Here is a 12,957-nt window from a genome sequence, read left to right on the forward strand (position 1 = left end):
CATCGGTCATGATATCGCGCAACACGATCATCGAAACATTCGCCTTGCGAGCGGGACGCGATCCGGCGCACTTACAACCACCAAGGCGTCCGGGGCAGGAGGGCTTTACCCTCGTCGAGATGCTGGTAGTGATCGCGATCATCGGCCTCATCATGGGGCTGATCGGGCCGCGCGTGCTCAACTATCTCAGCGAGTCCAAGGTCAAGACCGCGCGTATCCAGTTGCAGAGCTTCTCCAGTGCGCTCGACCTGTTCTACCTCGACGCCGGACGCTTCCCGTCCACGGCGGAGGGACTTGTCGCGCTGGTCCGCCGCACGCCGGGCGTCGCCGCCTGGAACGGCCCCTATCTGAAGGGCGGCAACGTGCCGAACGATCCCTGGAACCATCCCTATCTCTATCGCTCGCCGGGCGAACACGGGCCTTACGACATCGTCTCCTATGGCTCCGACGGTCAGGAGGGCGGCAGCGGCACCTCGGCCGACATCTCGCTCGAAAAGACGACAGCCGCCAACAACGACCAATAGGGATGCATGGCGAGCATGAATGAGGTGTCGCAGCGCGGTTTCACCCTGCTCGAGATGGTGTGCGTGCTTGCCATCATCGCGCTGCTGGCGGCCGTGCTGCTCCCGTTCATTCCGCACCAGACCTCGCGGTCGCGCTTGCAGGCCTATGCGTTGCAGACCGCAACGCTGCTGAAGGCAGATCGCAATGCCGCAATCGAGCGCAGCACCAGCGTTGCGACGCTGGTCGATGCGGCGAGCCGGGTGATCCATTCGGGCGCGTCGCGCATGACGGTGCGAATCCCCGATGACGTGCGATTCGATGCGGTGCTGCCCCAGAGCTGTCAGCGCCGCGCCGCACTGTCGACCATCCGCTTCTTTGCCAATGGCGGTTCCTGCGGCGGCTCCATCGCGCTGACGCGGCTCGACGCAGGATATGAGGTCCGCGTCAACTGGCTCACCGGAAGGGTAGAAATCGTTGCTCGTGACGTCGCCGCCAACTAACCGCACGGATGCAGGGTTCACCATCATCGAGGTGCTGGTGGCGCTGGCGTTGGTGGCTGTCTCGATCGTTGCGATCGGTGCGGTCATGGGTGTCAAGACGCGCGGCGTCCGGGCCATGGAGCAGCACGTCGCGCTGATGCAGGCGGTGCGCACATTGATGACGGTCGGCATTCCGCCGCGCGCCGAATTGCAGTCGGGCACGTCGACGGGGCAGGCGGAGGGCTACCGCTGGACCATCGAGATCAGTCCGCTCGGTGGCGACTGGACCGTGCCCGAGGGCAACGTGCCCTGGGCGCCTGAGCTGGTACGCATTCGCGTCAAATCTCCGGGCGGTGCGTTGTCCGACATTCGCACCGTGCGCCTGATGCCGAGGTCTTCGGAATGACCCCGGCAGGCACAGCACAGCGAACGCATGAGCGCGGCTTCACGCTGATCGAGACCATCGTCGCGCTGGCGCTGATGGGGCTGCTGCTGTCGGCGCTCGCCAGCATCACGGCGCAATGGCTGCCGAGCTGGAACCGGGGGCTCGACCGGATCCAGCGCAGCGAATTGATCGGGATCGCGCTGGAGCGGATCGGCGCCGATCTCGCCGCGGCGGAGTTCGTTGCCGCCAACCGCGATACCCACAAGCCGCTGTTCGACGGATCGGAATTGTCGGTCACGTTCGTGCGCACGTCGGTGGGGCCGAATGCGGGGCCGGGGCTCGACGTGGTGCACCTTGGTGAAACCCGGGATCGCAGCGAGTTCGTCACGGTTCGTTCGCAGGCGCGCTTCACGCCGCTGGCCGACGGGGTGTCGCTGTCGGAGCAGGTGCATCTCGGCAGCCCCGTCGTGCTGCTGCGCGCACCCTATCGCCTGTCGTTCGCCTATGCCGGTGCCGACCGGGCCTGGAAGAGCGTGTGGAAGGATGCCAACAAGCTGCCAACGATGATCCGGTTGACCGTGCGTGACGCGGCAAGCCAGCGCGTCCTGTCGGTTTCGACCATTGCGCCGGTCCATGTCCAGATTCCGAGCGACTGCACCAAGCCGGACGGCAATTGCGGCGACAAGCAAAGTTCCGACGGTGCCACCGATCAGGGGAAGACGTGATGGGCGTCTCCGGCAATATCGGCCGATCGCCGCCCAATCGCGGCTTCGTCATCGTTGCGGTGCTCTGGATCCTGCTTGCGCTGTCGTCGCTGGCGATCATCTTCTCGGCCTATCTTGCCGCGTCGGCGCGCGCCTTGGCGGCCAGCGACCTGTCGTTGCAGACCGAGGCGCTGGTGTCGGCCGGGCTCGAACTCACCGCCTATCAGCTGACGCTGACGGATGAGAAGACGCGGCCGCAGTACGGGGCGTTTCATTTCGGGCTGGACGACGCCAGCGTCGGTATCACCTTCACGTCGGAGGCGGGCCGCGTTGACCTGAACTATGCGTCGAAGGAGATGCTGATCGGCCTCTTCGTCGTGCTCGGCGCCCGAAAGGATGCGGCCAGCGAATACGCCGACCGGATCGTGGGCTGGCGAACCCGGCCCGTGCCGGGCAGCGAGAATGTTGAGGCAGCGCGCTACAACGCGCTCGGCTATTCGCCGCGGCAGGGGCTGTTCACCCATGTCAACGAGCTGGCGCTGGTCGCCGGCATCCCCGAAGCCTTCGTCGATCGTGTGTTGCCGTTCGTGACGGTGTTCAACGGCAGTCCGGATGTTGATCCGGCCATCGCCGCGCCGGAAGTGGCTCTTGCCGTGGATAAGGCATCTGGGAAGCAGCAGGACAGCTTCGGCGCGCCTGCTCCCTCGCCGAACGGCGGCCTCAGTGCCGGATCGCAGGCGCCGAACCCGCAAAGTGCGGCATCGACCGCGCAGAGCCCTTGCTACCGGATCGCAATCTCGATCCGGTTCCGCAACGGTCACCGCACCACGTCTGAAGCGGTGATTGCGCTCGGCGACAAGGTCGAGCCATATCGTGTGTTGTCCTGGCAGAACGATGTCGAGCCGCGAAGCACGGTTCTGCCGCGGAGGAGAGGTTGATGGCAATACTCGCCGAAGCACGGCAATGGTTCGAGCAATGGATCGGCGCGGTCGCGACTGCCGTCGACGGCGTCGCGGGCAGGTTCATGCGCCGGCGCAGCATCGAACTCGACGAAAATGCTGACGGTACGTTCACAGCCCGCGCCACCGCGTCGAGAGATGGCTCGCCGTCAGCTCCGGTTTCGTTCCGGCTCGATCACGATGTGCCGCAGCCTCCGTTGTCAACAGCGTGGAAGACGGCGTTCGACGGCAGCCGCATCGAGGTGCGTTTGCGATCGGATCACGTCGTCAGCCGTGTGCTTGATTTCCCGAGCCAGGCGGGCGGTTTCCTCGATGGCATGATCCGCGCGCAGGTCGACCGCCTGACGCCGTGGACCGCCGCCGATGCGGTCTTTGGCTGGGGGGCGCCGCAGCCGATCTCCAATGACCGTATCGAGGTCGCGTTCAGTGCGACCGCGGCGAGCAAGGTCGATCCGCTGATCCGGATGGCCAGGATGCTCGGCGCCGCCACCGTTGCGGTCTCGGCGCCGGCGGTTGGCGGCGATGGCGCCCCGCAGCAGGTGACGCTGCTCGACAGATCGCTGCGCGGCCTTGCCGGACCTGCGGTTCCGCGCCTGTTGCGCATCGGTTTGGTCTCGACGGCGGCTACGGCAGCGGTCTCCCTGCTGCTCAACATCTATCTCGGCGGCTGGCTGCAATCCGAGCAGGAGGACCTGCAACACCGGATCTCGCAGCGCCGCGCCGCGCTGCGTCTCGATGCCAATGGCGACTCGTCCGGTCTCGGCCTGCTCGCCAAGCGCAAGCAGACGACGCCATCGAGCGTCATGGTTCTGGAAGCGATCTCGCGCGTCCTGCCCGACACGACCTATGTGACGGAGCTCCGCATCGAGGGCAACAAGGTGCAGGTGGTGGGACTGACCCAGGATGCGCCATCCCTGATCCGCCTGCTGGAACAGTCGCCGCAATTCACCCGCGCGACGTTCTTCGCGCCGACGACCCGCGCCGCGAATGAATCCGCGGAGCGGTTCCACGTCGAGGCCAATATATCCGCTTCCTTTGGGTCCGGCTCATGAGCGCAGCATCCCGATCGCTGACAGCCGTCAGCACTTCGCCACTGGTCGCGACCGCGAGCTATCTCGGCCTCTTCGTGCTGCTGCTCTTCGTCGTCATCTCGTCGCTCTCGGACATCATCGGCCTGCGCAGCGATGTTGCGGCGTCGGCCGGAATGCTGGAACAGCTGGAGGGACGGTCCAAGGCGAATACCGCGCCCGGTCAGTCCCCCATGCCGACCGGTTCCGCCTATCTCGAGGGGGCGACCGTCACGGTTGCCGGCGCCACGCTGCTGCAGCGCGTGTCGGGCGCGGTGATCAAGGCCGGCGGCAATGTGCTGTCGACGCAGCTCGACGTTCCCAACGCGCCCGCGAAGGCCGGCTTCATCAGCATGGTCGCAAGCAGCGAGATCGAACAGGCGCAGTTGCAACAGGTGCTCTACGATCTCGAAGCCGGCATGCCGTTCCTGTTCATCGACCAATTGGTCGTGCAACCCGTCGCCGACGAGGCGGCGAAGGGCGCCGATCCCGGCAAACTGCGCGTGCTGCTCGGCGTATCCGGACAATGGCGAGGAGCCAAGTGATGCGACGCTTCGCTGCAACCATCATGCTGTTGGCGGTGTCGGCCTATTCGGCGCCGGCTGCGGTGCCTGACCCATCCGGCGATGCACTGGACGCCGGGATGCTCGACGATACCCGTCTCGGTGGGCCGGTGTTGAGTTCACCGCCGCCGTCCGAACCGGTGACGTCGGTCCGGGTGGCGCCTTCGCCGGCGCCCCGGCCGCTCAGCGCAAATCCGCTGTGGGGCATTCCGCTCAAGACGCTGTCCAACACCCGCGACCGCCCGGTGTTCTCGCCGTCGCGGCGGCCGCCGCCGGCCGTCGTTGCAGAGCCGGAAGTCAGCAAGCCATTGCCGCCGCCGCCACGCAAGATCGCGCTCGAGCCGCCGCCGCTGTCGCTCGTCGGCACGATCGCGGGAGACGATGAAAGTTTCGGGATATTTCTCGACCAAGCGAACAAGACCGCATTGCGGCTGAAGCTCGGCGACGATTTCCAAGGATGGAAGCTGCGAGCCATCAGCGGACGCGAAGTTACCATGCAGAAAGACGAGCATGATGCAGTGCTCACATTGCCCCAGCCGGGCACCGAGGAGAGCGGCGATGTCCGCCTCGTTCCGGTCAGTACCGACAGGAGGCCGTTGGCTGCGCGGATCCAGCGGTGACTGCGATCTCGCTCCCGCGCTAGTTCGATCCCAGCCAGCTCTGCAGGGCGGGCGTCAGGAGAAGTCCGAGCGCAAGAAAAGGACCGAACGGGATCGACGTCTGGCGCTTCATCTCGTGTCCTGCGAGTTGCAGGCTGCCGGCGACAGCAAGTGCCGCGAGCGCCGCGATCAGCAGCAAAGTCGGAATCCCAAAGGCTCCGACCCAGATCGTCGCGGCGGCAAGAAACTTGACGTCGCCCAGTCCCAAGCCGTCCACGTGCCGCAAGGCGAAGTAGAGGCGCTGCAACAGAAAGAACAGGGCGCCGACGAGAGCGGCGATCGCCATCGCACTGAACGCGGCTGTCATACTCTCAGTGATGATGACATGTGCAAGACCGAGTGCCGCGATCGCAAGATTCAGCCAATCTGGAATGATGCCGTGGCGCAGATCGATCAGCGCGACGGTGCAGCACAGCACGCAAAGCGCGCCGTAAGATGCAATGAAATAAAGAGCTTCGCGATCGATTGGCATGGTGGCGGGACAAGTGTGACGCGTGAACACACCGTGTTGCAACAACTCGCGCGCGTTGAACAGCCCATTTTCAATCGAGCAATGCGTTTGCGGGAATGTGATCGTCAACAACGATCGCGAAGCAGAAAAGATGCGACAAAAAGTCTGCGCTGTCACAAATCCGCATAGGATACCGACAATAGTTCGGCCGATTACGTGCCGCGAGCCCTTTGCGGCAGACGAGTGGGTTGGCTATGCACAAGATGCGAGTGGCGGCGTGCCTTGCTATGCTGGCAGCGTCGGCAGGCGTGCGCGCCGCGAACGCGGGCGCTCTCGAGGATGGCGCCGAGCGTTATCGGCCGTATTTGATCGAGGGCGTTGCCAGTGCGCTGGCGGGCGCGCGTGCGTTGCGCGAGCGCGCCGCTGCGGCGGATTTGCGCGGTGCACGGAAGGCCTGGCTGTCGGCGCGCGCCGGCTGGGAGCGCTCGGAGGTGTTCACCGCAGGCTTCGTCCCCGAGCTCGATGCGCAGATCGACGCCTGGCCGAACGCGGACAGCGGGTTTCACGCCATCGAGGCGAAACTGTTCGGAGCGGGTAGTACCGACGTCGCTACCGATGCGACTGGCCTTGTCGAGCACCTGAACGATCTTCACGGCAAGCTCAAGGATATCAAGCTGACGCCGCAAGGCCTCCTGGATGGCACCGTGCGGCTCGCTTACGAAGTCGGCGAGAGCAAAGCCGATGGCGGCGAGTCGCGCATCAGCGGCACCTCGCTGGACGATATGCGCAACAATATCGCCGGCATCGACTTCGCCTATCACACGATTTTCTCCGCCGCGCTCAACACGGTCGACGGCAAGCTCGACGAGATGGTGACGAACCGGATCGAGCAGCTCGAGGCGATCGTCGCGACGCCCGACCTGCCGCACGTCAATATCGCCGATCTGCGCCAGACCAGCGAGGAACTGGTCGTCGCATTACAGAGTGCCTCGGCAAAGCTCGGGCTGCAGCGCCCGACCCTGGAGGCGCAGGCGCGATGAGATCGCTTCACCTGCGCCTGGCTGCGCTGCTCTCCGCGGTCATCGCCCTTGCGCTGCTCGGGCGCGCGGCGGCGTTTCCGGTCGACGGCGACAAGACCGTGCTGCCGGTTGCGACCGAGTTGAACGAGGATGCGCTCGACAAGCCGCGCGAGGTGTTCCAGTCCGAGCGCACCGGAGCCAAGTCGTATCTGGTGAATCTCGGCGATCTCGCCTTCAATTCGCCGGGGCTGCTCGGCGAGGTGGCGCGGCAGGCCGGCGTGAGTTGCGGCACCTGCCACGTCAATGGCGCGAACAACGCCAAATTCTTCATGCCGAAAATGTCGAGCCGGCCCGGCACGTTCGACACCACGGGGGCGCTGTTCAATCCGAAGGCCAACAACCTGGCGTTCGATCCGGTGCGGATTCCGAGCCTGCGCGGCGCCCGCTATCTTGCACCCTACGGCGCCGATGGCCGGTTCGCTTCGCTGCGTGACTTCGTCCACAACGTCATCACCAGCGAGTTCGCAGGTCCCGAGCCGTCGCCGGCCACGCTCGATGCGATCGTGGCCTATCTTCACGACATCGATTTCCTGCCCAATCCGAGCCTTGGTCCCGCCGGGCGGCTGGCCGGCAAGATCACGGACGCGGAGCGCCGCGGCGAAGCGCTGTTCGCGAAGCCGTTCCCGCACGATCCCGCGCTGAGCTGCGCGGGGTGCCACGTTCCATCGTCCGGCTTTGTCGATCACCAGCAGCATGATGTCGGCTCGGGCGGCCTGTTCAAGACGCCGACCCTGCGCAACGCCGACTTCAACGCGCCGTATTTCCACGATGGCCGCTTCGACAATTTCAACCAGGTGGTCGATTATTTCGACCGGACCTTTCAGCTCGACCTCTCGGCGCAGGACAAGGGCGACCTCGTCGCCTATCTCACGGCCGTCGGCGACGGCGTGCAGCCCTATGAACGCGACGGCGCCGGTGCGACGCTGAAGGAGATCAACGATTTCTCGACGGTGCTCGCGACCGCGATCCCCGCCGGCGACAAGGACATCGTCGCGCTTGCAGTCGATACGATCGGCCGCGAGCTGCGCGAGTTGACCGAGCAATATCCCGATCGCAAGAACACCAGCGTGTCCGGCGGCGAGCAGCAGCGCGTGCTTGCGCGCAGCGGGCTGAAGGAGCTCGTGCTCACGCTGCGGCGAATCGAGATGGCCGTTGCCGCGGGTCGCAACGCGGATGCTGCAGCCGAGTTCAGGAATTATCGCAATCTGATGGCGGCTGCGGTGCCTGCGTTACTGGCGAGCGCCGAGCCGTGGTCGTTGTTCAATCAAGACGTGCATGATCAGCATTACGCCGCGCTTCGCGAAGTGATGCGCTCCAGGCACATCTCGCATTGATTGAACTGAATTGTAGAGCATTTGCGATCCGCGTCGCTGCGTGGAGCGCGTCATCTGCGTTCGTTCTTCAGTTGAAGAATAGAATCGTGGAGATGCAGCGTGCAGCAGCAGATGTCTCCACAGAAAATATTTGAACGTTTCGAAATTTCTCGCACGGTTTCACGCAAGCGAAAACCATGCGTCATACTGTCGCACTAAGCAGTGTGTGTTGCTAACCGCAAACACCCTGAGGTCGACAATGAGTTTGAACTACAAAAAGCACTGGCGAACCAGCACCGCGCTCTGCATCGCGTCAACGGTGCTCGTCGCAACAGCCGCATATGCCGCTCACTATCCGGGCGGCCACAGTGATTGGGACAAGCGTCCGCATCACAATCATCAGGCGCATCAGGAAGCTGATCGCGTCAAGCATGACCACGATCATGACGACAAGGATCACGGCGGCAAGGGCAAGACCGCTTCGCCGATCAAGCACGTCATCATCCTGATCGGTGAGAACCGCGGCCTCGATCACACCTTCGGTATCTACAAGCCGAAGGGCAAGGGGCAGACCATCTCCAACCTGTTGTCGAAGGGCATCGTCAACGAGGATGGAACGCCGGGACCGAACTTTGCGCAGGCGCAGCAGTACTCGGTTGCGGGCCAGCCGTCCTTCTACATCGGCGCGCCGGCGATCGCGAAGTCGCCCTACAACGCGACCAATTTGATGCCGCAGCCGAACACCAACGGCACGCCGACCGCGCAGAGCGATACTTCGCCCCCGTTCAAGACGATCGCCGAAGCCAGCGTCGAAAAGGACATGGACCCGGCCGATCTCGACATCCTGACCACCGGCTTCAGCGGCCTGCCGACTGGTGTGCTTGATACCCGCGTTCCCGGTGCCGGCGGTCTCAACGGACCGTTCCCGCTGCAGGGCGAGCAGATCAGCGACGACGACTACACCGGCGACTCGACCCATCGCTTCTACCAGGATTGGCAGCAGGAAGATTGCAGCGCCGCCAGCGCCACCAAGAAGAACAATTCGGGCTGCCTGAACGACCTGTTCCCGTTCGTGATGGCGACCTATTCGGCGTCCAACAAGAGCATGGCCAACTCGATGGGCTTCTACAATGCCCAGCAGGGTCAGGCCCCGATCCTGAAGATGCTCGCCGACCGCTTCACGCTGAGCGACAACTTCCACCAGTCGTTCCATGGCGGCACCGGTGCGAACCACTTCATGCTCGGCACCGGCGATGCGGCCTTCTGGAGCGACGGCAAGGGCAATCCGGTGACGCCGCCGGCGAACCTGATCGCCAACCCGAACCCGGTCGCGGGCTCGGTCAACCGCTACACGGTCGATGGCAATTGGAGCAACTGCTCGGACGTGTTCCAGCCCGGCGTGAAGCCGATCGTCACCTACCTCAACAATCTGCCGTACGCGGCGGAGCCGAACTGCAAGCCGAACCACTACTACATGCTCAACAACGTCAATCCGGGCTATCTGCCGAACGGCGCGCTGTCGGGCGGCAACAACGTCCCGCCGTCGTCGGTTCGTACGATCGGTGACGCTCTGATCGAGAAGAACATCACCTGGGCGTTCTATGGTGGTGCGTTCAACGACGCCGTGGCGCTTTCCAACGCCGCGGTTGCCGCCAACCCCTCGAACCCCAACCTCGGCGCCGCCGCGGTCGCCGATCCGGCGCACGCGCTCGGTGTTGCCTACTGCCAGATCTGCAACCCGTTCCAGTATGCGACCTCGATCATGGCCAATCCGACCGTGCGTCAGGCTCACATGAAGGACACGGCGGATCTGATCACGGCGATCCAGCACAACACGCTGCCCGCAGTGTCGTTCGGCAAGCCCGACGGTCTGCTCGACGGTCATCCGCAGAGCTCGAAAGTTGATCTGTTCGAGGCCTACGTCCTGAACGTGCTCAACGCGCTGGACAACAATCCGGAACTGAAGGCCGACACCGCGGTCTTCATCACCTGGGACGAAGCCGGCGGCTACTGGGACTCCGGCTACACGCAGTCGATCGACTTCTTCGGCGACGGACCGCGTATTCCGACCCTGATCCTCTCGCCCTATTCGACGGGCGGCAAGGTCAACCATAACTACGCCGACCACGTTTCGCTGCTGAAGTTCATTGAGCGCAACTGGGCTCTCGAGCCGCTCACGCACCGCAGCCGCGACAACCTGCCGAACCCGACCTACTCGAAGAACAACGAGTACGTCCCGACCAACAGCCCGGCGCTGTCTGACCTGTTCGACGCGTTCGACTTCAGCAAGCCGGTCACGTTGTCCTACACCGAGTGATCGAGCTCTCGTCCAGGGCGAGGTCTTGAGTCCATCCGAGGCCGGCGCCGATCGAACCTTTGGTTCGGTCGGCGCTGTCATGTTCTGCCGGCCCGCCAGCCGATCGACCGGGGATATGCGATGAAGCGCGACGAGACGACGTGCAAGAAGGTGTGCAAGAAGATGTGGAAGGGCAGCTGGAATACCATGGCCAGCCTGTTCGCAATGGCCATCCTGGCCAACTCGCTGGTGCCGGCCGCGGCGCAGCAGTTTTCCGCCGACCTCCTCGCGCGAAAGGACGATACGGCAATCGCCATGGGAACGCTGCGGATCTCGGGCGGAAAAGCGCGGATCGATCCAACCGCGCTGCCCGATGGCTTCTTTCTGCTCGATACGGCCAAGCCCGCCGCCTATTTCGTCCGCCCGGCCGCACACGTCTATATGAAGGCCATGCAATCGAGCCCGCTCACCCAGCTGTTCGTCCCGGTCGACCCAAGCGATCCCTGCCGGCAATGGCTGGCGATGGCGCAGTTGTCCGCGCCGGTCGATGTCGCGACATGGCACTGCCAGCGCGACGGAGAGGAAGTAATCGCGGGGCGCAACACCGATGTTTATCGAGTAGCGGCGCCATCAGGTTTGGGCTTTACCGGCTGGGTCGACCGCGCGCGCGGGTTTCCGGTGCAGATCAAGACCGCGGATGGGACGGTGATCGTCGCCGATCACATCCGCGACGAACCGCAGCCGGCGCAAACCTTCGAAATTCCCGCAGGTCTGCGCAAGTTCGACCCGCAAGCGCTGATCCGCCGGATCCAGCAGAGCGATGTATGGGTCGCGCCGCCGGCCTCGCAGTGAGCGCGTGCGCTACTGCGGCTGCTGGCTTGTCACCGGCAGTATCCGGCCGAGCGCCGTGTAGTGCGACTGATGCACGTTGCTGTTGAAGAGGGACCAGGGCTCGGCCTTCTTCAGGGCGACCGGAACGTCGAAATTCACCAGCTGGGCAAATTTGCGGTATTCCGCCATCGCTTCGTCGATCCGGCCGGCGCCGACCTCGAGGTCGATACGGCGCAAGGTCAGAACGAGATCCTTCAGGATCGCGCGCGCGGCGAGCCGCTCGTCCTTGCCGCCGACCGAGGTGTTCCTGATGTCGGGGATGTGCTCGGTCAATTCGCGCAGTTCGGCGCCGACCCCGGTCACGGCCAGCGACACCACCGCGGCGTCGGCGGCCGGGATCGCGACCTCGAGCACGCTCGAGAGCTCCAGCACTTCCTTCATCCGGAGCACGACGCCGTCCTTGTCGAACGGACGTTCGCCGTCGCCGACCGCATTCAGATAGGCCACGAGATCCTGCGTGTCCTGGGTCGACAATTCGAGGTCGAACACGCGATCGAAATGACCGACCACCTGTTCGTAGCTGTCGTAGCGGCCGTCGTGAAAATACGGCGCATTGAAATTGGCGTTGAGCAAAGTGGGGGTCTTGACCAGCCCGCCGGACCCGACGTCGTGACGCAGTTGGTCGTTGAAGGTCCCGGCCGGAAGATGACAGCCGGCGCAGCTCAGCTCGGTCTGCTTGGGGAACGGTTTGAAGAACAGCGCCTCACCACGACGCTCGGCGAGGCTTGCCTGCGCGGCAAGCCTTCCGCCGGGCGCAATCTTCGGATTGGGGAGGAAATCGATATCGTTGATATAGGCGACGAGGCCGTCGAGAACCTCGTCGCGCGGCCGCGGCCCGGAAAACTCATTGACGATGACATTATATACGAAGTCGCGCAGCGAGGTCGTGCGCCCGTCATGTCCGTAGGGGGCGAGGAAGCGGGCGCCCCGCAGGCTCGGGATCCTGACCGGATCGAGGATGCTGTTGAACGTCTTCGCGTTGAAGACAAGGCTGGTCGTGTCGAAGGTGCCGGGGCGGGAAGATGCGCCCGGAACGAACAATTTCGGGTTCGATGCACCGTTGACGTGACAGGTGCCGCAGCTCATCTCGGCCTGGCGGGCCTTGCCGCCCAGGATGGAAGGCGAATTGAACGCGAGATCGCCGAGATTGACCAGATAGGATTTTCGCCCGCCCATCGCTTCGGAATGAAAGATTTCGCGCGGCCGCGCCAGCGCGTCCTCGGAAAATTCAGTGCCGGCCGGCAGCACGGTCTGGTCGCCGCCGAGCGGGAATGCCATCGCGCGCGATGGGAGAAGCGCAACGACGACTGCCAGCAACGCGACCCGTGCGGTTCGAACGCCATGGTCGGCCGATGCCGCACGACATTTTCCGGAACCAGACGCCAGAATATCCCAAACCATTGCGAGAAAAAGCCCCTGTCACAATGCATTTGCACTGCCGTACGTCGGAAGATGTCACGGAGGTGACAGTTTCCTGTCGGCAGGATCAATGACCATCTGTTTGGATAGACGACTGTTGATTGCGGTTTGATGACGATCGATCAACGAGACGCAGGCCGGTCTGAATTTGACAGAACGAAGATTTATCGGCGCGTGCATCTTTTCAC

The 12,957-nt window shown here is 64.0% G+C and carries 14 protein-coding genes; 12 read left to right on the plus strand and 2 right to left on the minus strand.

Going from position 1 to position 12,957, the window contains the following annotated elements; all coding sequences use genetic code 11:
- Positions 1-8: 8 nt before the first annotated feature.
- From gspG to ACVIGB_RS36525, 8 genes are read left to right on the plus strand one after another with little or no spacing between them, the layout of a single operon-like run.
- Positions 9-524 (plus strand): type II secretion system major pseudopilin GspG, encoded by a 516-nt coding sequence (gene gspG, locus ACVIGB_RS36490; RefSeq protein WP_456719045.1) that lies wholly within the window; start codon positions 9-11, stop codon positions 522-524.
- A gap of 15 nt (positions 525-539) precedes the next feature.
- Positions 540-1,004, plus strand: a complete 465-nt coding sequence (locus ACVIGB_RS36495; RefSeq protein ID WP_456719044.1) for a pilus assembly FimT family protein — start codon at positions 540-542, stop codon at positions 1,002-1,004.
- On the plus strand, positions 985-1,389 hold the full coding sequence (locus ACVIGB_RS36500) for a prepilin-type N-terminal cleavage/methylation domain-containing protein (protein WP_456719043.1): 405 nt from the start codon (positions 985-987) through the stop codon (positions 1,387-1,389). Before ACVIGB_RS36495 ends, ACVIGB_RS36500 begins: the two co-directional genes overlap by 20 nt.
- Positions 1,386-2,093, plus strand: coding sequence for a PulJ/GspJ family protein (locus ACVIGB_RS36505; RefSeq protein WP_092123203.1), 708 nt, complete (start codon positions 1,386-1,388; stop codon positions 2,091-2,093). Before ACVIGB_RS36500 ends, ACVIGB_RS36505 begins: the two co-directional genes overlap by 4 nt.
- Positions 2,093-3,010 (plus strand): general secretion pathway protein GspK, encoded by a 918-nt coding sequence (locus tag ACVIGB_RS36510; protein WP_456719042.1) that lies wholly within the window; start codon positions 2,093-2,095, stop codon positions 3,008-3,010. The genes ACVIGB_RS36505 and ACVIGB_RS36510 overlap by 1 nt, the downstream gene beginning before the upstream one ends.
- On the plus strand, positions 3,010-4,083 hold the full coding sequence (locus ACVIGB_RS36515) for a PilN domain-containing protein (RefSeq protein ID WP_456719041.1): 1,074 nt from the start codon (positions 3,010-3,012) through the stop codon (positions 4,081-4,083). The genes ACVIGB_RS36510 and ACVIGB_RS36515 overlap by 1 nt, the downstream gene beginning before the upstream one ends.
- Positions 4,080-4,643, plus strand: a complete 564-nt coding sequence (gene gspM, locus ACVIGB_RS36520) for a type II secretion system protein GspM (RefSeq protein WP_224944000.1) — start codon at positions 4,080-4,082, stop codon at positions 4,641-4,643. The genes ACVIGB_RS36515 and gspM overlap by 4 nt, the downstream gene beginning before the upstream one ends.
- Positions 4,643-5,281 carry a hypothetical protein gene (locus ACVIGB_RS36525; protein ID WP_456719040.1) on the plus strand — a complete coding sequence of 213 codons (639 nt, stop codon included), beginning with the start codon at positions 4,643-4,645 and terminating at the stop codon, positions 5,279-5,281. The genes gspM and ACVIGB_RS36525 overlap by 1 nt, the downstream gene beginning before the upstream one ends.
- 19 nt (positions 5,282-5,300) lie before the next feature.
- Here ACVIGB_RS36525 and ACVIGB_RS36530 read toward each other — a convergent pair whose 3' ends face one another.
- Complete coding sequence (locus tag ACVIGB_RS36530; RefSeq protein ID WP_456719039.1) at positions 5,301-5,948, minus strand: prepilin peptidase; 648 nt, start codon at positions 5,946-5,948, stop codon at positions 5,301-5,303.
- Positions 5,949-6,025: 77 nt separating this feature from the next.
- Between ACVIGB_RS36530 and ACVIGB_RS36535 the strand changes: the two genes are divergently transcribed.
- The 4 genes from ACVIGB_RS36535 to ACVIGB_RS36550 all read left to right on the plus strand — a co-directional run bounded on the left by ACVIGB_RS36535 (position 6,026) and on the right by ACVIGB_RS36550 (position 11,311).
- Complete coding sequence (locus tag ACVIGB_RS36535; protein WP_456719038.1) at positions 6,026-6,811, plus strand: EfeM/EfeO family lipoprotein; 786 nt, start codon at positions 6,026-6,028, stop codon at positions 6,809-6,811.
- On the plus strand, positions 6,808-8,184 hold the full coding sequence (locus tag ACVIGB_RS36540; protein WP_456719037.1) for a cytochrome c peroxidase: 1,377 nt from the start codon (positions 6,808-6,810) through the stop codon (positions 8,182-8,184). The genes ACVIGB_RS36535 and ACVIGB_RS36540 overlap by 4 nt, the downstream gene beginning before the upstream one ends.
- Before the next feature lie 238 nt (positions 8,185-8,422).
- Complete coding sequence (locus tag ACVIGB_RS36545; protein ID WP_456719036.1) at positions 8,423-10,480, plus strand: alkaline phosphatase family protein; 2,058 nt, start codon at positions 8,423-8,425, stop codon at positions 10,478-10,480.
- A 120-nt stretch (positions 10,481-10,600) separates the two neighbouring features.
- A complete protein-coding gene (locus ACVIGB_RS36550; protein ID WP_456719035.1) occupies positions 10,601-11,311 on the plus strand; it encodes a hypothetical protein in 711 nt (236 codons plus the stop codon).
- 9 nt (positions 11,312-11,320) lie between these two features.
- On the opposite strand, the gene ACVIGB_RS36555 is transcribed toward ACVIGB_RS36550, so the two are convergent.
- Positions 11,321-12,628: a cytochrome c peroxidase gene (locus ACVIGB_RS36555; RefSeq protein WP_456749268.1), complete on the minus strand. Its 1,308-nt coding sequence runs from the start codon at positions 12,626-12,628 to the stop codon at positions 11,321-11,323.
- Positions 12,629-12,957 lie beyond the last annotated feature (329 nt).

The organism is Bradyrhizobium sp. USDA 4341 (assembly GCF_054063755.1).

Bases quoted from the DNA above. Each gene is read 5' to 3' on its own strand.
- gspG (WP_456719045.1), top strand. From the start codon at position 9: ATGATATCGCGCAACACGATCATCGAAACATTCGCCTTGCGAGCGGGA.
- ACVIGB_RS36495 (WP_456719044.1), top strand. From the start codon at position 540: ATGAATGAGGTGTCGCAGCGCGGTTTCACCCTGCTCGAGATGGTGTGC.
- ACVIGB_RS36505 (WP_092123203.1), top strand. From the start codon at position 1,386: ATGACCCCGGCAGGCACAGCACAGCGAACGCATGAGCGCGGCTTCACG.
- ACVIGB_RS36510 (WP_456719042.1), top strand. From the start codon at position 2,093: ATGGGCGTCTCCGGCAATATCGGCCGATCGCCGCCCAATCGCGGCTTC.
- ACVIGB_RS36515 (WP_456719041.1), top strand. From the start codon at position 3,010: ATGGCAATACTCGCCGAAGCACGGCAATGGTTCGAGCAATGGATCGGC.
- gspM (WP_224944000.1), top strand. From the start codon at position 4,080: ATGAGCGCAGCATCCCGATCGCTGACAGCCGTCAGCACTTCGCCACTG.
- ACVIGB_RS36525 (WP_456719040.1), top strand. From the start codon at position 4,643: ATGCGACGCTTCGCTGCAACCATCATGCTGTTGGCGGTGTCGGCCTAT.
- ACVIGB_RS36535 (WP_456719038.1), top strand. From the start codon at position 6,026: ATGCACAAGATGCGAGTGGCGGCGTGCCTTGCTATGCTGGCAGCGTCG.
- ACVIGB_RS36540 (WP_456719037.1), top strand. From the start codon at position 6,808: ATGAGATCGCTTCACCTGCGCCTGGCTGCGCTGCTCTCCGCGGTCATC.
- ACVIGB_RS36545 (WP_456719036.1), top strand. From the start codon at position 8,423: ATGAGTTTGAACTACAAAAAGCACTGGCGAACCAGCACCGCGCTCTGC.
- ACVIGB_RS36550 (WP_456719035.1), top strand. From the start codon at position 10,601: ATGAAGCGCGACGAGACGACGTGCAAGAAGGTGTGCAAGAAGATGTGG.
- ACVIGB_RS36555 (WP_456749268.1), bottom strand. From the start codon at position 12,628: ATGGCATTCCCGCTCGGCGGCGACCAGACCGTGCTGCCGGCCGGCACT.